Source organism: Richelia sinica FACHB-800 (genome assembly GCF_014698825.1).
Taxonomy (GTDB): Bacteria; Cyanobacteriota; Cyanobacteriia; order Cyanobacteriales; family Nostocaceae; genus FACHB-800.
Genome location: NZ_JACJTT010000005.1, coordinates 125,454 through 144,916 on the forward strand (window position 1 = coordinate 125,454; position 19,463 = coordinate 144,916).

Genomic DNA, 19,463 nt, shown 5'->3' on the forward strand with positions numbered 1-19,463 from the left:
TCACTGCCTATACTCAGGATGAATCATCTGGAAATCAGGATTTTTGCTCAAGTTGCACCTTAGTTTATGTAGATTGTTGAGGGTTATTATCTGGTTGTGTGGTATCTGGTGGCATTAGCATTTGATTTTTCATCGCCGCCAATTCCCCATCTATCTCATTAGTAGATTTCAAATCCGCGAATCGTCGTTCCAGATTCTCGCCACTAATTTGGGCGATCGCTTCCGATTGTGCTTCAATTTGTATGAGCTTCTCCTCCATACGTTCAAAAGCCGCTAGACTAGACGCGTCACTCAGCCCATGGAGCATTTCCTGAAGACGATAAGCAGCTTCAGCTGAACGAGCGCGAGCAATATACATATCTTTTTTCGTTCGCACTTCGTTGATTTTTAACTCTAAACTCCGCATATCCTGTTTCAGCTTCTCCACCACCTCTTTTTGCTGCTCGATTTGGCTGAAAAGGGCTGTCGCAGTTTCTTGGTAAAGCCGACGTTTTGTCAGGGCTTCCCGTGCCAGTAATTCATTTCCTTGCTGTAAAGACAACTGAGCGCGACGATACCATTCTTCCTCATAGGAGCGGGCTGCTATGGCTTGTCGTTCCGTGCGTTTTTGAGTAGCGATCGCCTCCGCTACCCCGCGCCGAAATTGCACCAAATTTTCTTGCATCTGGGCAAAGGTCTTTTCCAGCATCATTTCTGGATCTTCCCGACTGGCTACCAAACTATTGAGGTTAGCGCGAATTACCCGCAGCATCCGCTTCATCACTTCCATTTCGCCTCTCCTTTCACTGTTTACCAGCCAGGAAACTATGGATTTTAGATTTAATTACAGGGAACAGGTAAGAACCTGAAATTCCCTTTCAGCCCAAAATTCCCCAATTCCAAATTGGTATTTTGGAGAGATGGGACTGCTACCTATATTTTGCTATATTTCTGTTCTATCTGGATTTGAGATGATTATTGTGCTTGTAACCGGGCTTTAATTCCTTGTGCCTCCAACCGCTTGATCATCTGTTTTACTTCTTCCTTAGTTTTTAAAGCACCAAGATAAATCAACCTTTGGTTACGAGATAAATAAGCATCAGGAACTACTTGACGTGCAGCATTTAAAGCAGCATCGCCTCGATTGTCCGTAACTACATAGAAAATACCATCTGCTGACGGTTTGATTTCTTCATCTAGTAAAGGTGCTGTATTCTTTGGCTCAGTTTGAGTTTTAGGGGTTGGAGCTTGTGATGCTGAACTAGGAACATTATTCAAACTAGTTAATGGAGCAACTGAAGAGGTGTCCGGTACAGACTGGAGATTAGCTGTAGAAGGAATAGGATTAATCGGTGGTCTAACAGTTAATGAATTGGGTAATTGAGTTGAATTAGGTAATTGAGTTGAATTAGGTAATTGAGTTGAATTAGGTAATTGAGTAGGCTTTGGTTGCTCCTTGGGACTTAAACCAACAACATCATTAGCATCTCTGACTTGAGTAAATTCACGAGCCGCTAAATTGGGATATCGAATAAAGGGCTTGAGTGATGGATCTGTTGTGGTCGTTGGTATATTATTCGTTGGTATATTATTCGTTGGTATATTATCCGATGTTCCCTCTGTCACCTCTGGAGTTGAGTCAGACTGAGGAGCAGAATTACCCGCAAATAACTTATCTAAATGCAAATGCGGCAAAGTGTTGGGATTAAACACCACATAACCCAAAGTGATACTAGCGAATAATAGCAACAGCATTGAACCTACACCCACTGGTGAAAGCAAACTATCACTACCATGACTAGACTGGGTTGCTAACTCTTCTTCCTCTTCTTCCTCTGCCGTTAAGCTTCGCAGCAAAGCTTCACTAGATTCTAAATAGTCATCTGGATGGGTAGGAGTTTCATCTGTATCAAGTAAAGTCTCCTTTTCCCCAGTTTTATTTGTTGGCACTAGGCTACTAGAAAAATCTGGTTGAGGTTCCGGTGTATTGACTGATGATGGTATGGGGCTAGAAGAGGGTATGGAAGCCTGGGAGGGTGTAGAAAATTGAGAGTGGGATGAAGGTGAGGAAATCTGTGAATTCGATTTATTGGTTTGAAATTTAGAAGGATTGAGAAAAGGATTGTACATTTCCCCATGATTAGTTGGTGCGGAAATTTGTCTGTCCTGGGGAATAACTTCTGGTTGAGCCTTGATTCCTGATGATTGATTTCTACCGAATGTTGTTGCTACTTCATTCCACTGCGGACGTTGATTTGCTGGTGGTGCTCCGTTGCGTGTGCGTCGATACCGAGACAATTCTTGATCTAGTTGTACTTCCAAACTGGCCAAAGCAGTGGCTAACTGAGGCTTTAAACTAGGTGCTTGAGATAAGCGATTAAAGGAATTGATATAAGTATTTTGACTCATAGCTACGGTGTCTTCAACACAGATGAATGAACTCGAAATAGACTTTGTGCCAATATAGCGATTATATGGGGATTGAGAGTAGGGGGTAGGAGAGGTAGGGGAAGTAGGAGAAGAAATAATGAATACAACTTCTACAATTTTTCCTCATCTTGTAGAAAGTCTATTCTATAACCAACTTAAGTGTTATTTACTTTCAATCAGATGTCACTCAAGTCAGTTAATGATATTTTAGGTGCTCTCAAGCAAACCCCTCAGTGGGAAGAACCCCCATTTCAAAAGCTGCTGAAGCTTTGGCCGGAAGTAGTTGGTGCTGGAGTGGCTAAACATACCCGTCCCCTATCGATTCAGCGTGATGTTTTGTGGGTAGCTACTTCTAGTGCAGCTTGGGCACAAAATTTGACCTTTGGACGACAAAATATTTTGAGTAAGTTAAATCAACAACTGAGTATACCTATAGCCGATATTCGTTTTTCTACTGCGGACTGGAAGAAATCGCCACTCAAACCACAAAATTTCACGGCTTCTGCAACAGACCATCCCAGCTACTTAGAGCATCAAACTATTACCCCTTCAGAGTTTCCACCTGGTGTCAACAATGCTCAGACTGCCTTTGAAAATTGGGCCAAAGCCATTAAAGAGCGATCGCACAATTTACCTCTGTGTCCTCAATGTCACTGCCCCACACCACCCGGTGAACTTCAACGTTGGGGAGTTTGTTGCCTGTGTGTTGCTAAACAGCTTTCTCCTGGGAACAATAGACATTGAACATCCTCAACACTCATCAAGAATTAAAACAATATGAAATTTTCAGACATTTTCTATCCCTAGCTTTGTTGAGCCTCAATACAACTCCTATTCCTTTCGACTTATTTTTTCCCTACTTTTTTCTCCTAGCCTGTAATCTAATGAGTGTAAAGTGTAGTTGATTTCTACCTCCTGCTTTACAATTAACCCCCTGGTCCAGATTCTGGACACAACATTCCATTCTCCAGTAATTAACTGCCCTGGCTCATATATTCGCTCAATGATGTTTCCATAACCGTGATAATTTTTTGCTAAAATATGTGTGTAATGCCGAATAATTAAGCCCAAGTTTACTTACAGTTATGAGCATAGTCTCGTTTACATAATGGGTTTAAAAAAATACCGCCAAATTTAAAACTTGCTACTTACCCTTGATCCCCATTCAGTTTTAATCAAAATTGTTAGGTAAATACTCTAACCATTATTTACAAATATAACAGGAATCTAAAAACTTCCTAAAGTTATTTTTTCATGATAATGGCTAGAACCTATAGCAAATAATCCTTTCTTGGCAATAATACCTGTTTTGTAATAGCCGGAAAATATAACTGTGATAACTAGTCCTTAACGGCACTGAAGATGAAGCCCAATGAAACCAATTAAAGTTTTAACATCTGCCTGTCGATATTGCCGTCATTATCAACCAGAAGGTCGCCGTGGTGGAGTTTGTCAGCAGTTGAGCGCACCAGTCCAAGCAGGTTGGAAAGCCTGTCCTTTAGCCGTACCTGCTTTTGCGCCACCTTGGGAAACTTTGGAGGATGCCTGGAGTTTACCAGTAGCACAACCAGTCCTATCTACAACTCACAAAGTCAACTCCAATTTAGATAACCTGACAATTACTGCTGTTGAAGAAACTCCATCCTCTGCCATACCAGGCACACATACAGAAAAAGTGCTCATTTAGCAGCTTTTTTACTACTGTCTTCACACCTGGTTGATTGACAATAAAATAAAATTTTGTTTGAAACATTTTGGTGTCGTAAAGTTTAGCGTAAATATTATGTCGCACCCTTATTAATACTCAGGTGCGATATTGATAGTTCTAAGGCAGCCAGGGAAAAGAGCGAAAATTAGGGGGGCGTTTTTCCAGAAATGCTTGTTTTCCTTCTGCTCCTTCCTCTGTCATGTAATAGAGCAAAGTAGCATTGCCCGCCAATTCTTGTAGACCAGCTTGTCCATCACAATCAGCGTTAAATGCTGCTTTTAAACAACGAATAGCAATAGGACTTTTTTCTAAAATTTCTTGTGCCCATTTAATACCCTCACTTTCTAACTCTTCTACGGGAACTACACAATTAACTAAGCCCATCTCTAAAGCTTGTTGAGCATCATACTGACGACAGAGAAACCAAATTTCTCTCGCTTTTTTCTGTCCTACTATTCGCGCTAAATAACTAGCACCAAAACCACCATCAAAACTGCCTACTTTCGGGCCAGTCTGCCCAAAAATGGCATTATCCGCCGCTATGGTCAAATCACAAATTAAATGCAACACATGACCACCACCAATGGCATACCCAGCTACCAAAGCAATTACAACTTTGGGCATAGAACGAATCAATCGCTGTAAATCCAATACATTTAAGCGAGGAATACCTGCATCATCAACATAGCCAGCATGTCCACGGACACTTTGGTCTCCACCTGAACAAAAAGCGTATTTACCATCAGTGTGGGGGCCTGCCCCTGTAAACAGAACTACACCTACACTTGAGTCTTCACGGGCATCACAAAAAGCCTCATATAGTTCAAATACCGTTTTTGGGCGGAAAGCATTTCGCTTATGGGGACGGTTAATTGTGATTTTTGCGATACCGTCAGCTTTTTCATAGAGGATATCTTCGTAGGGTTTGACGGTTTTCCAATTAATTTGCATAGGGATAAAGTAGGCTATTGTGCTTGAAAATTTTAGCGCGGCCAGAGAGGGTATAGTTTAACTAAATCCTCAAAACAGCTGAATTTCTTGACTCTCAATACGCTAAGATGTACGATATAAGACAAATCGAAGGGGAGTAGCTGCTGGCATGAACTAAAAAAGCCAGCGCATCTAAATCAACATACTGGCGATAAGCCTGGTTTAGATGGCAAAGAATTAAAGTATTTGAAAGCGAGACCTTCACTGAGTTCACACCCGAAAGCGTGTGAGCTTCAGTGAGGTCTTTGTTGTCTCTTGAAGCTCCATGTTGGCGGGAAATTAATTAGGAGCTAAAAAGAGTGCTAACAGCTTTTACCGCAGGTTTATTACTAATTACTGTTTCCGAACTAGGGGATAAAACATTTTTTATTGCTGTAATTTTGTCAATGCAGCATTCACGACGATTAGTATTTGCTGGGGTAACAGCTGCTTTAGCTGCCATGACAATTTTGTCAGTGATATTTGGTCAAGCCGCTTCCTTGCTGCCGAAAATTTATATTCATTATGCTGAAATAGTTTTATTCATTGCCTTCGGTTTAAAGCTCATCTATGACGCTAGCCGGATGTCAACTGCTGCTGATCAAGAAGTAGTAGAAGAGGCAAAAGAGGCGGTCGAACATGCACATTTACAGGAACAACAAAAAAATCCTTGGACAATATTGTTCAAGTCTTTTATTTTAACCTTTGCAGCCGAGTGGGGCGATCGCACCCAAATCGCCACCATTGCTTTAGCCGCAAGTAATAACCCGATAGGTGTCACCGCAGGTGCTATCTTAGGTCATGCTATTTGTGCATTAATAGCTGTCATTGGTGGGAAATTAATCGCTGGTAGAATTTCCGAGCGACAAATTACCTTTATTGGTGGACTTCTTTTCATCATCTTTGGTATTGTCGCCGCTATTGGTAAACCGTGACATAGAGAAGAAGAAGACAGAAGTTACAGGAGTTGCAGGAGTTACAGAATAATTCATGCAATTACTGCTCAATTATTGCATTTTTAAACTTCTGCCTTCTGTTCGCGCAGCGTGGCGTAGGCATACTCGTCAATTTACGGACTAGGTGTACTTTCTGGGGAAGGAGTAGAAGCGGGAGCAGCACCAGGTGCAGAAGTGGGAACAGCTAATGTCGCAGCTTTGTTAATCTCATCTTTGTACTGAGCAGGTGCTAAAGCTGAAGCACTTTCAAACAAAGGCTTGGCCTCATCCATCTTCCCTTCTTCCTTTAAAAGCATTGCCTTGGCAAAAACAGGACGAAAATCCTTCCCATCTTTTTGAATGGCTTGATCATATACAGAAGCTGCTTGAGTGAAATTCTTTTGAGAAGCATAGACGCTGCCTAAAAGTACCTGAACGGCAATCACATCTACACTTCCAGGCTGAATTGTATTGGCTTGATTAGCGGCAGTGAGAGTGTCTTGTAACAAACCAATGGCAGCTTCAGGGCGTTTTTCACTCAATTGCAAACTCACCATGCCCTGTAGAGCTTTAAGGTCACCAGGTTTAGTGGTTAAAATTGACCGATAAGCTTGTGCTGCTCCCTCCTTATCACCAAGTTGCTGTTTGGCTTGTGCTAGTAAAACAGCATAATCCGACTCTTGGGGATTAAGTTTAACTAGCTTTTCTAGAGGTTCAATGACAACTTGAATATCAGCAGGTTTAACCTCCGCTTGAGATTTTAAACTCAATAACTGTAGCCGTGCTTGTAAAAGTCCCTTCAGGGCTGTTTGATTTTCTGGTTCCCGTTGTAAGACCAACTCATAACCCCGAACTTCATCTTCCAGTTTTGTTTTTTGACCAGATGCAGCTACGTTGCTGTTATTGCTATTAGCATTGTTTGGCGATATAGCTGGTTGATTATTAAAAGCACCAATGATAGGCAGTATAGAAATGCCAATAAAAGCTAAAACTGCAATCACTAAAAAGACCTGAACTACCAAGCGGTTGCGTGGTTGAGCCACAATAGTATCCTTCCTGTAAATTGAAATGCAATGAGAATCATCAAAAATCGCCAAGCCAAAAAATCGAAAACTTTGCGGAATACGGTGATTTGACTGTGAATTTTATAACAAATATCTATATATCCTGCTAAAGTAAGTGATGACTTTAGGGGGAGCCGTGAGAATTGTAGCTATGCTATGCTTCCGAAACTGAACTAAAGACGCTAGATTACACATTTAGTGTTTAAATGTGAGATTTTGCGTCTTTATTTCGCACAGGGAACGACAGGGTAGCTAGATTAAAAGGAAATATACTTTAATCAGCTAGCTGTACCAACCCTCTTTCCAGCTGCTTTATCAAATCCCACAATGGGATGTGTCTCCGCCGCAAGGAGTTTTTATGACTTCCGACCTGATGCCGTCTTCTGAACCCTCCCATTCTCCTGCCTCTAATGAGGAACAAAATAAAACCCAGATTGTTGCTAATGTGAATACAGTAGCAGAACCAGTCACTCCAGCTAACAATTCATCAGACAACCCTAGCGAGGGTCAATCTGAAGGAAATGCTCTCAATCGCCAGCAACCGATTCCACCGCCTAGCGAACCAATGCAATATCGAGCTATTGGTTTAGTTAGAGGTTGCTATTGCGCCAGCAGTGAACAGTTTACACAAGGAATGCTGGTGACATCAGATGGTGTAGAACTCAATGCCGTCCTGCTCGGTCGGATTATGAGTTTAGTCAAAAATCATTTGGATCTAGAAAAAGAACATCTGTGGGTAGTTTATCCCCGCACCAGACAAGAAAATGATCAATTACATTTGCAGATTGTCGGCGTTTGGGAGCCAGAGAACCTGGCGAAAAATTTCCCAGATGACGATGAGGATGTAGATTCAGAGCAATTAGAGGCTCCTAAGAATACTACCGAGAAAAAATCTTCAGAAAATCCAGAATCTCTGATACCCTCCTCAGAAATTCCAGACGGTGGCTTTTCTGTGCGTGGTGAAGTTGTTTACCAGTCTCATGATGCTAAAAATTTAGTAGTCAAGATTAAACAGGCTCCACGTAAACCTACAGATAAGCCTAAATATTTTAAATTGAAGCTACAGGGTGTGCTGGTAACAAAGGCTGTAGGCAAGTTTTGGGACTTTAATGTCAAGCGAGAAGCTGATGCCTTAGTTGTAGAAAATGCGGAAGCGATCGCTGATTTACCCAAAAAACGCAGACCTCCTTTCAAACCAGGTGGACCGCGTGGTGGTGGTAGCAGAAAACCATTTCCTCCTAGACGCAATGGCGAAACCCCACGTCCCATTAAGAAAAGAGGTGATGAATCCGCACCAATTTCTAAGCCGATTTCAAAAGCACCTGCTCCTAAACCTGTAAAACGGCCAAAACCACCAGAGTCATAAGTGCTGAAGCTTAGATAGCTAAATAATTAATCATAAGTGCTGGGGGATGTTATTTCTACTCAGCACTTATTAATTCTGAACTCCTGTTCGCCCAGCGTGCCGTAGGCATACTCCTGCCCCCTCAAAAATCCAACCACCTATCCTGTGGCAGAAAAGAACGCTCCATCGGGATTGAGGCTACTGGCTCGGTGAGGGTAAATTTACCAGCTTCTATCCATTGTTTTAACTCTGATGCCACTTTCCGCGATAAAAATAGGCTGGCTAGGGGTGCAACTCGCACGTTGCGATTTTCAATGGCAATACGTCCAGATTTGAGTTGTGCATAACTGACTAAGCCAAAGGTAGGACGAACACGTCGGGGAATAGAAAAGTCTACTATTGGCGCTACTAAGTCTTTGTCTTGGACTGCACAGTGTTCTATGACTGATTCGTTTAATACAGGTAGAGGAACACCTACACCCATCATTAAGGAAGGCCCATAGCTTTTAAAATAACAACCCCGTACCCAACGAGCGTCCATTTGTTTGGCATCACCAATTAATGCTAAGGTTGCAGATGGGCCAATGGGTGTACGGTTAGGCAACCGCTTTTGTAAGGGAAAATGTTGTGTGCCTTCCCAAGCGACATAACCAATTCCACCGCCTAAAAAAATGCGTGTACCAATACCTACGAGTTGCAATTCAGGGTCATTGAGTAGGGGAGATATTGCACCTGGGTTGGAATAAACGGCGTTACCTAATCTGGGTTGTAGGGGACCAAGATAGGTAAACAGTGGGCGATCGCCTCCATTCACCCCAACAATAAAATTTTGATATAAATTGCGGGGATTAAATAAATAAAATTGATTAATAGTGTCGCGGGTAATTGTCGTCTCAAAGGTGGCTCTGGGATAACAATCTGTAACTTGTCCCACAGCCCTCACATGTATGGGTTTACCGGCGATTAAATCCTCAATCACATGGCCACCACCACGTTCTTTGACTTCTTCCCCATCAATAGAGTCCACGGAACAACTTGCACCCAAATACAAGTCAACTGCACCAAACCCAGAATATGCTTGTACCCCATCTAACCAACAACGACGAATTTTAATTGGTGGGTCGGTATGTCCTAAGTTAATAATTGCACCGCTTGATTCCATTGGCTCGAAGGTGCCAGTTGTTATTACGTCAACTTCTTTAGCAGCTTTAGTCACACCCACTGCTGCTACTCGCGCTTTTAATTCTTCGACTGTTAATACTACTGCACTTTTTCGAGTAATTTTGTCGTTAATTTCGGCAATTGTTCGCATATTGGCTCGTATTTGGTTGCACTGGAAGGAACTAGGTGGACGGAGAGTAGGTTATGGGAAGAAGTGTAGAAGTATGGCTACGCCACACTACGCGAACAGGAGTTTAAAAATGCAAGAATTAAACAGAAATGGCATTAATTATTCTGTAACTCCTGCAACTCCTGTAACTTCTGTCTTCTTCTCTCTGTCCCCTCATTCTTCACACTTCCAAAGCGTGATTTTCTTGTTCTCTTTCCACAAATTTTTGCACGCGGCTACGATAATCTCGTAAAGTCTCGTCTACCCAATCGCGATCGCTACCATTTACGTATAAATGTACTAAAGGTTCGCTTGCATCTGGTAAGACTAAAATCCAATTATCATCGTAGGGTTGACAAATTTTTACCCCATCAATGAGTTCTAGATTTTGGGCTGGGTGGGTTTCTACTAAATAGCGCATAAGTGCCCCTTTGGCTGTCCAAGGGCACCTAATGGTGTAGGTTCTGTGAATGACGCGGGGTAATTCGGAACGAACAGCAGCCAGCGATCGCTCTTGAATTGTTAACATTTCTATTAACTTGGCAATACAGAACATGGAATCAAAACCCGGATGTAGTTGGGGGAAAATAAATCCGGTGTCCCCACTACCACCTAAAACCACATTAGAGTTTTTCTGGCAAGCTTCCATCAAGGCTGTGGGGTTAGCTTTGGTGCGGATTACTTTACCATCATGACGACGGGACACTAGTTCTACTGCACTGGAAGCGTGAACCGGCACAACTACAGCACTTCTGGGGTTAGAAGTTAAAATCATATCCACCATTAAGGCTGTCAAAGTTTCTCCCCGGATGGGATATCCTGATTCGTCTACTAAAATCAGTTGTTCACCATTGGCAGATACTTGTACACCAAAGTTAGCTTTGAGGGCTTCGACTACGTGGCCTAGCTGGGTTAACAGTCCTTCTCGGTCGGTGGTGGAGACAGCATTTTTATTTAAACTGGCATTGAGAACTACCGCGTCTGCCCCAAATTTATCTAACATTTGGGGTAATACTGCCCCAGATACTGCATACACATAGTCAATGACTACTTTGGCGCGACTGTGGCGTAGTGTGTGGACGTGTAATAATTTTTCAAAGGCTGTGCAATAGCGGTCAATCACTTGGCTGGGGTATGCTACATCCCCAATTTCATGGAGTTGGGCCCGGCGCATATCTTCTTTAAAATAAGCCCCTTCGATTTTCTTTTCTTGGGCTTTGGAGATGTTAATCCCCTTACCATCCATGAATTCAATCAAAATATAATCAGGGCGGTCTGGGTGGACACGCACATGGATACCACCAGCTGCACCCATGGTGGGAATAATGGTGCGGGTAATGGGAATGGCTGTGGCATCAAGGTTTTGAATATCTACACCTACGGACATTAAACCAGCAATGAGCGATCGCGTCACCATACGGGAGACGTTACGCTGGTCACGGGAAACCGTCACCTGAGAACGGGGTTTAAGTGTAGAACCATAGGCTGCACCTAATTTCACCGCAAATTCGGGAGTAATATCTACATTTGCTAATCCCTGTACTCCCCGTTGTCCAAATAAATTTCTTTGAGCAGTATTACCCCAAATTAAATTGATATTTAAAACCGCACCAGATTCGATTTTTTTACTCGGCCACACTCTGACACTAGGGCTAATTTGTGCTTCTTCTCCCACAGTAGATAGAGAACCCACCACAGCCGCTTCTAAAACATGGGCCCGTCTATCGACACGAGTTCCTCGTGAAATTACACAAGCTGATAGGTGTGCTTCATCACCGACAATTGCCCCGTTCCAAACAATAGGACGCTTCAAATTGGCATCAGCCCCAATGGTGACATTATCACCAATCACAGTGCCATCTTCAATATTGACTCGCGCCCCAATTCGGCAGTTACTACCAATTACAGCCGGTGTTTCAATAATCGCTGAAGGTTCAATGTAAGTATTTTGTCCTACCCATAACCCAGGGGATACTTGTTGATAGGCAAAATCTAGTTTTACTTTACCTTGTAAGGCATCATATTGAGCTTCCCGATAAGCATCTAAATGACCAACATCACACCAATAACCTTGAGCAATGTAACCATACATTGGTTCATTTTTAGCTAATAATAAGGGAAATAAATCTTTAGAAAAATCACATTCTGTATGTTCTGGTAAATATTCTAAAACTTCTGGTTCGAGAATATATGTACCGGTGTTAACGGTATCCGAGAAAATTTCGCTTGTTGAAGGTTTTTCTAAAAATCTGTTAATTTTGCCATCTTCATCTGTAATCACTACCCCAAATTCAATGGGGTTAGGAACACGAGTGAGAACTAAAGTTGCTTTTGATTTTTTCTGTTTGTGAAATTCAATAGCGGCTGTCAAGTCAAAATCTGTAATACTATCTCCGCTAATGACTAAAAAAGTTTCATCTAACAGTTCTGCGATATTTTTGACACAACCTGCGGTTCCTAAAGGCTGGTCTTCTTCGATAGCGTAGGTCATTTGTACCCCGAAATCGCTGCCATCTTGAAAATAATCGCGCAACACATCAGGTAAATAATGCAATGTCGCAATTACTTCTGTAATTTGATGACGTTTAAGAAGATTAATGATGTGTTCAGCAATAGGCCGATTGAGGATAGGAACCATTGGTTTAGGCAAATCGCATGTTAACGGGCGTAACCGCGTCCCTGAACCACCTGCCATAAGCACTGCACGCATAAAACCTCCTATTTGCAGCCTGTACTGCACCAAGATTTAAGTAAATATCTTGTGTTTTCCTCTATTTAGTCTCCTATGGATGTTGATTTTTGTGGAACTTCCACAAGACGCATCTGGAGATATAAGACTGAGAATTTTAAATTGGGGATTAACCACCAGTTTCCAGGCAAGGTGGAATTGATCCAGTATAATTGGAAATAGATATGTTCTTTAGTTTACACTAAAAGTAAGTTATACTAACCTCATCAAGCAAAAAAATAAATGCTTAAGTTTTTGCTCAATGGTAATGTGATGCGATTTTTTACCCTCAGTTTTCTGTTTTTCCTGTTCATACTTTGATCGCAGCCAGCCATAAATTTTCTCTTTCCTCGGTAGAGAAGCAAGATTGTGTGATAGCTTGTAAATAAAATTCTGTCAGTTGCTCACGGAGTTGATAGAAATGACCAAATTAATTATTTTGGGCTTGATAGTAGTTTATGTTGGTGGAGCTTGGAAATTCTGGAAAGGATTTTCTCGGACTAATTTTAATCCAACTTTGGTGAATCGTCTGGGCTTTTCGCTGCTGTGGCCAGCTTTATATGTAGTTAATGAATCTTATCGACGTAATTTTAAAAAAGCGTTGAAGGGTTAGTTATTGTTAATTGCTTTACATCAGGGTATAAGGGTGTGAGAAAGAAATTGTTTATCTCATAAAGATTGTTTTCTCCTTAAGTGTAGAGATGTTACATATAACCTCTCTACATAGTTTATTACACTGACTGATGAGATGAAAATTTGAGATTTTTTGCTGATGATGAAAACAATCCCAAACTGGCAATTTACATCTTCTATGATGGTTAATTTGTGTTGTGGAGGTATCCCCAACAGGTAATGTAAGATTGTCAATCTCTAGTTCAACAACGCCAGGCTTGTATCAAAATATTAATTTTGGTGACGTAGAGAGCGATCGCTCTCCGCTCTTTGCGTTAAGAGGTGATAATAATTTGGGTGTAAAATCCAGCCGTAAGCGTCAGAATAGTAATTCATGCTTAACAAAGTCATAGGATCTTCAAAAAACACTGTATAAAGAGTTGGCAACATTAGGACAAGACAGTAAACAATAGCCATAGCAGAATTTGGAGTTTTGCCAACTTATGCAGCCAATTCGCACTTTTAACGTATCGCCTTCATTACCTTCTCGACTAGAACCATTACGAAAATTAGCGTACAATCTACATTGGGATTGGAATGTCGAGACAAAAGACTTATTTCGCCGTTTAGACCAGGATTTATGGGAATCCAGTCATCATAACCCAGTGCTTATGCTGGGAACCATCAGCCAAGCTAGGCTGTCTGAAGTGGTGGAAGACGACGGTTTTTTAGCGCAAATGGACCGCGCTGCCCGTCAATTAGAAGATTATTTGCAAGAACGGACTTGGTATAAGAAACAACGGGGTCAATCTCCTAAAGAATGCTACGCTTATTTCTCCGCTGAGTTTGGCTTAGTAGACTGTTTACCAGTGTATTCTGGTGGCTTAGGTGTTTTAGCTGGAGACCATCTCAAATCTGCGAGTGATTTAGGTTTACCCTTAGTTGGTATTGGTTTGCTTTACCAACAGGGATATTTTGCCCAGTATCTGAATATTGATGGTTGGCAACAAGAACGTTACCCCATCAATGATTTCTATAACATGCCCTTGCATTTAGAACGCAATGCTGATGGTTCTGAATTGCGAATTGCCGTAGACTATCCAGGCCGTAAAGTCTACGCTAGGGTATGGCGTGTCCAAGTGGGAACAGTCCCCTTATATATGCTGGACACTAATATTGAGCCTAACAACCCCTACGACCACGATATCACCGACCAGTTGTATGGGGGTGATATTGATATGCGTATCCACCAGGAAATTATGCTGGGTATTGGTGGTGTAAGGTTGTTGAAAGCTTTGGGGTATGAAGTCAGTGCCTACCATATGAACGAAGGTCACGCGGCTTTCTCAGCCCTAGAACGCATCCGCATTTTGATTCAAGAACAGGGGTTGAGTTACCATCAAGCTAGACAGGTGGTCGCTTCTAGTAATATCTTTACTACCCATACTCCCGTGCCTGCGGGTATTGATTTGTTCCCTCCTGATAAAATTTTGTATTACCTGGGGTACTACGCGGATATCTTTAATTTACCCAAAGAACAATTTTTAGGGTTGGGAAGGGAAAATACGGGGGACTTATCCTCACCTTTTAGTATGGCGGTGTTAGCCTTGAAAATGGCCACATTTTCTAATGGTGTGGCTAAACTCCACGGTGTGGTTTCCCGGCAAATGTTCCAAGGTCTGTGGCAAAAAGTCCCTGTGGAAGAAGTACCAATTTCTTCTATTACTAACGGGGTTCATGCCCGCAGTTGTGTTGCTAAGTCTACACAAGAGTTATACGATCGCTATCTGGGACCCAACTGGTCATCTGCACCACCCGATAATCAGCTATGGGAAAGAATGGACACCATTCCCGATGAAGAATTGTGGCGCAATCACGAACGCTGCCGTCTAGATATGATTGTCTATGTGCGGGAGCATTTAGTCAAACATTTGCGCGATCGCGGTGCTTCTGCTTCGGAAATTGTCCAAGCGAAAGAAGTGCTTGATCCCAATGCCTTAACTATCGGTTTTGCACGGCGATTTGCTACCTATAAACGTGCTACCCTATGGATGCGTGATTTAGAAAGAATAAAGCGCATTTTACTAGGTAACAAAAACCGGAAAGTGCAATTTGTGATTGCGGGAAAAGCACACCCGAAAGATATTCCCGGTAAAGAATTAATTCGTGATATCAATCACTTTATCCGCGAACACCATTTAGAAAAACAAGTGGTATTTGTTCCTAATTACGATATTCACATTTCCCGGTTAATGGTAGCCGGTTGTGATATTTGGTTAAATACCCCCCGTCGTCCCCGTGAAGCTTCGGGTACAAGCGGAATGAAAGCCGCTATGAATGGCTTACCTAATTTAAGTGTACTAGATGGTTGGTGGGATGAAGCTGATTATGTCCGTACAGGTTGGGCCATCGGTCATGGGGAAAATTACGAAGACCCCAATTATCAGGATGAGGTAGAAGCTAATGCCCTCTACGATTTATTGGAGAAGGAAGTTGTTCCCCTCTTTTATGACCACCGTGATGTAGATGGGTTACCCCGTCCTTGGGTGGAAAAAATGAAAGATGCAATTCGGTTAAACTGTCCGTTCTTTAATACAGCACGGATGGTGAGAGAATATGCCGAACGAGCATATTTCCCCGCTAGCGATCGCTATCATACCCTGACTACCGATAACTATGCCCCAGCAAAAGAACTAGCTGCATGGAGAGGAAATCTCAGCGACCATTGGTTCAGTATCAAAATCAAAGATATTGATGTATCTGCTAGTGCTGATATTGAGGTCAATCAAACCGTAGCGGTGAAGGCCAAAGTTGATTTAGCAACACTCAGCAATGATGATGTGCAGGTGGAACTGTATCAAGGTTCCATAGATGCTAACGGTGACATCGTTAACGCTATTCCTGTGGTCATGGACTATCAAGGGCCAGACTCCCAAGGTTTAAGTATTTACACAGGAAATATCACCTATACCACCTCTGGTTTACAAGGCTTGTCTCTACGGGTATTACCCAGACATCGTTACTTATCGAATCCTTATGAACCCAGGTTAATTGCTTGGGCTGAGTAAATCAACTGGGAATTTTGGATTTTTAATTAGTCCGAAATTCTTTGGGGAATGACAATGTAACCTGTACTTACATCTCCTAAGACCAGGTTACGTTGTTCCCCCCAAAACCACCAATAAGCTGCAACGTAAGCACAAATTAAGCTATCGAGTTGGTCTTCTAGGTTTTTGAGTCCTGCACCAGTGTAGGGAACATCCGCAGGAAGGGAAGGAGAGACTAAAGATGGTTGGAGGGTGGGAAGAACTTTGACGATGTAATTATAAAGTTTGATTAGTTCTAAACGACGTTCGCTGAGTCGTCCTTTTTTATATTTGAGGATACGTTCTAAACCGAATAAATTAACTATAGCTGGGTGGGGAAAAACTTCAATTTGATATCTACCTGGTTTTTTTGGTTCAATGGTAGGAGCATGGGCAAAACCACCGGATTCTAATTCTAAGCCAAAACTAATGGTGCGATCGCTAAACGGTAAATTTTGATTAGCTGGGTAACAACCAGCGTGATATTTACCAAAGTATTTGTGACTAAGTTGGTCCGGAAGACGACTACCTGTAGCATTGGGAATGAGGGTAGGTGCATCTACAGCAATTATCGCTGGTTCCTCTGGTTTGACAGTTCGGTCAATCCAATTCAAAATATCTGCTATGCTGTCCTTTCGCTCTAAATCCAGTAGTTGCAATTGTCCATCATGTAATTCCAAGCAACAAAGGCCACTGGGTTGAGATTTCCAACCAAAATCAATACCAAGACATTTCATTCATTTTTCTTTTTAACTGACAATTGGCAACCAATGATTAGATAAAGATAATATCTGTGGTAACTTGAAAACCGGAGTTAGTATTCAACGTTGCAAACTGATTACCATTAAAGTTTAAAGCACCAGTAGCACTATTGTAAGTAAATAAATTCAGATTTGTTGCCGTTGCTCCAAAGCTAGCACTTTGAATTTGAATTTTATCTCCACCCACACGGGAAAAGTCTTTAATCACATCAATGCCTTGTGAGACAGCACTAAACACGAAGTTATCTGCATTCAACCCACCATAGAGAGTATCATTCCCCGCACTACCCATCAACACATCGCTACCAGCACCACCATTGAGAAGATCATTTCCATTTCCACCGGTGAGGTTATTATTAGCAGTATTACCTGTCAGGGTATCGTTGTAGATAGAACCAATGGCAACTTCCATATTTATCAAGCTATCTCTACCAGCTTGTCCATCTAAACCCACACCTATACCTAAGTTGACATTGACCGCTGAAGTGGCATTTTGATAATTAACAATATCAATACCTGCACCACCATTGAGAGTATCGTTACCTAAACCACCATTGAACGAGTCATTACCACCATCACCATTAATGACATCGTTACCCCTACCCCCAGCAAAGGAATTATTACCACTATTACCAATCAGGGTATCGTTGTATGCAGAACCATTAATTACTTCAAGATTAAATAGGGTATCTCTACCTCCCTGTCCATCTAAAGCAATACCAGTAGCTAAGTTGACATTCACTGCTGATGTCACACTTTGATAACTAACCGTATCTATTCCCGTACCACCATCAATAGTGTCATTGCCAGTATTGCCAGTGAGAATATCATTACCTGCATTACCTTGGAGATAATCGTTACCTGTACCCCCATTAAAATTGTTAGCAGCATCGTTACCAATAATGGTGTCATTGCTAGCACTACCAATGACATTTTCAATAGTCACGCCATAAGCGATCGCTGTACCATTGGTAGTTGTATAGTAGGTAGTGTTAGTTGTATCATCCCAATCTTCATAGGAAGTGCCATTGTAAGCACTTTTGCTGGTCAGCATTCCCCCTTCTCTTAAATCAAAGCGGTAGGAATCATTAGTGCTTAACCGAGAGAAATTGAGAGTATCTACACCACCACTATCCCAAATACTCAGTTTAGTGGCTTTAGTGGTACTACCTCTATATTGACTGCCATCACTATAGCCAAACACAGTATCAAAGGTATAAGTCGTGTTGCCACTGTTATAACTTCTGGCACCATAAAGGTATTGAAGTGCCTTAATGTCATAAGGCATAGGATTGGATGCAGAGTTACCAGTAAAGTTATAAGTCATCACTGAATTGGTGGTGTTATCTTCACTGGATGGGAGATAAGGAGGTTCACTTGCAAAACCAGGATGTTTTAAACCCAAACCATGTAGAGTCTCATGAATCAAACTCATGAAACCATGAGTACCAACACCCCCTTGAAATCCATTCGTGTCTAAATTATGGTCAAAGTCAGGATTTAAAAATACATCCCCAGCTTGATTAGTGCCAGTAGGATAGTAAGCATAGGCGTATCTAGCATTATTAGACAACATGTAGCGGATTTGTCCATAGCTAGATTCACTGTCGGATACTTCCACGAAATTGACGTTAATTAATGGCTGAATGATATTGGACAGAATATAACGAACATTTTGTTTAATTGCTTCGCTAACTGGAGAAACTGTTTCTGTACCGTAATATCTTCCACCATTGAAAAAACTAAAAGTAATAGTATTTGTTTGCCATTTATAGCCACTCAAGAGGCTATCTATTTGGTAATCTCCACTCATAGCCCCGCTCCTCCTGACATCTGCACATCAGGTACTTTTTGAACTTATTTTTTAGTACAATTACTGAATTAATTGCTCTTGGTGATTTACCTAATAAAACCCTTCTATTCCTTACAAGTCCTGAATTATCGTTCAAGTAAGTGAGGAAAAGAAATATATTTCACTGAGCAGATATGTCTGCCATAGTTATAATATTGACTTATTTCACACTGATAAAAAAGGTCAATAACACCGAACTATTAAATGGGATAAAAGACGTTTATGCAGTAGAATTACGGCTTTAAGCAAAATCATATTCCGTATCTTATACACTATTCCTCAATGCGCTAATTCACGAAGCAAGATATGGAATATGCCGCTTGGATAGTTCAAATAAAACCTCTCAAAGCTTGATCAATTTATGCTTTCAGCATCTCATGGAGAGGAGGCTGATCAGAAATGGAAATTCTCTTGGTGAATGTATTTATGCTGATGATGTCCTCTGTATACATAGCTAGAGAAAAGGCATCAGCAGTAGTAATTATCCTTAGCTAAAAAATATATTCATTCCGTTATTTATGGCAATTCTCAACAACAGTATGATTGTGATATTTGATAAAAGAGCAATTAAGGAGCTTTCAGGAAATAAATAATCTTGTGGGACTTGATAACAAACCCAAAACAGGGTTTTTAAATTTGGCAGTAAAGTTTATGCAAAAACATC

General features: G+C 41.5%; 14 protein-coding genes. 6 read left to right on the top strand and 8 right to left on the bottom strand.

All coding sequences use genetic code 11. The features are described 5' to 3' along the window. Positions 1-64: 64 nt before the first annotated feature. Positions 65-769, bottom strand: coding sequence for a PspA/IM30 family protein (locus H6G73_RS06430; RefSeq protein ID WP_190602402.1), 705 nt, complete (start codon positions 767-769; stop codon positions 65-67). A gap of 185 nt (positions 770-954) precedes the next feature. Beyond that, the gene (locus H6G73_RS06435) at positions 955-2,388 is read right to left on the bottom strand and encodes an SPOR domain-containing protein (RefSeq protein WP_190602405.1); all 1,434 of its coding nucleotides are present in this window, start codon (positions 2,386-2,388) and stop codon (positions 955-957) included. A gap of 201 nt (positions 2,389-2,589) precedes the next feature. Between H6G73_RS06435 and H6G73_RS06440 the strand changes: the two genes are divergently transcribed. Then, positions 2,590-3,153, top strand: a complete 564-nt coding sequence (locus H6G73_RS06440) for a DUF721 domain-containing protein (protein ID WP_190602407.1) — start codon at positions 2,590-2,592, stop codon at positions 3,151-3,153. Positions 3,154-3,781: 628 nt separating this feature from the next. Beyond that, positions 3,782-4,096, top strand: a complete 315-nt coding sequence (locus H6G73_RS06445; protein WP_190602409.1) for a hypothetical protein — start codon at positions 3,782-3,784, stop codon at positions 4,094-4,096. Between the two features lie 138 nt (positions 4,097-4,234). Here H6G73_RS06445 and menB read toward each other — a convergent pair whose 3' ends face one another. Next, positions 4,235-5,068: a 1,4-dihydroxy-2-naphthoyl-CoA synthase gene (gene menB, locus H6G73_RS06450; protein WP_190602411.1), complete on the bottom strand. Its 834-nt coding sequence runs from the start codon at positions 5,066-5,068 to the stop codon at positions 4,235-4,237. 338 nt (positions 5,069-5,406) lie between these two features. Between menB and H6G73_RS06455 the strand changes: the two genes are divergently transcribed. Further along, positions 5,407-6,021, top strand: coding sequence for a TMEM165/GDT1 family protein (locus H6G73_RS06455; protein ID WP_190602414.1), 615 nt, complete (start codon positions 5,407-5,409; stop codon positions 6,019-6,021). 134 nt (positions 6,022-6,155) lie between these two features. Here the strand turns inward: H6G73_RS06455 and H6G73_RS06460 are convergent, their stop codons facing one another. Beyond that, a complete protein-coding gene (locus H6G73_RS06460) occupies positions 6,156-7,064 on the bottom strand; it encodes a tetratricopeptide repeat protein (protein ID WP_190602416.1) in 909 nt (302 codons plus the stop codon). Between the two features lie 379 nt (positions 7,065-7,443). Here H6G73_RS06460 and H6G73_RS06465 point away from each other — a divergent pair, with 379 nt between their 5' ends. Continuing rightward, entirely contained in the window at positions 7,444-8,451 is a 1,008-nt protein-coding gene (locus H6G73_RS06465) for a hypothetical protein (RefSeq protein WP_190602418.1), read from the top strand. A gap of 121 nt (positions 8,452-8,572) precedes the next feature. Here H6G73_RS06465 and H6G73_RS06470 read toward each other — a convergent pair whose 3' ends face one another. Continuing rightward, positions 8,573-9,742 (bottom strand): homocysteine biosynthesis protein, encoded by a 1,170-nt coding sequence (locus H6G73_RS06470; protein WP_190602420.1) that lies wholly within the window; start codon positions 9,740-9,742, stop codon positions 8,573-8,575. A 199-nt stretch (positions 9,743-9,941) separates the two neighbouring features. Beyond that, positions 9,942-12,470: a mannose-1-phosphate guanyltransferase gene (locus tag H6G73_RS06475; protein ID WP_190602422.1), complete on the bottom strand. Its 2,529-nt coding sequence runs from the start codon at positions 12,468-12,470 to the stop codon at positions 9,942-9,944. Positions 12,471-12,909: 439 nt separating this feature from the next. On the opposite strand from H6G73_RS06475, the gene H6G73_RS06480 reads away from it, so the two are divergent. Beyond that, positions 12,910-13,101 (top strand): hypothetical protein, encoded by a 192-nt coding sequence (locus H6G73_RS06480; RefSeq protein WP_190602425.1) that lies wholly within the window; start codon positions 12,910-12,912, stop codon positions 13,099-13,101. Between the two features lie 502 nt (positions 13,102-13,603). Then, entirely contained in the window at positions 13,604-16,168 is a 2,565-nt protein-coding gene (glgP, locus tag H6G73_RS06485) for an alpha-glucan family phosphorylase (protein WP_190602427.1), read from the top strand. 26 nt (positions 16,169-16,194) lie between these two features. Here the strand turns inward: glgP and H6G73_RS06490 are convergent, their stop codons facing one another. Next, the gene (locus H6G73_RS06490) at positions 16,195-16,923 is read right to left on the bottom strand and encodes a DUF429 domain-containing protein (RefSeq protein ID WP_190602428.1); all 729 of its coding nucleotides are present in this window, start codon (positions 16,921-16,923) and stop codon (positions 16,195-16,197) included. Between the two features lie 37 nt (positions 16,924-16,960). Then, positions 16,961-18,760 (bottom strand): M10 family metallopeptidase, encoded by a 1,800-nt coding sequence (locus tag H6G73_RS24740; RefSeq protein WP_190602431.1) that lies wholly within the window; start codon positions 18,758-18,760, stop codon positions 16,961-16,963. Between the last annotated feature and the right edge of the window lie 703 nt (positions 18,761-19,463).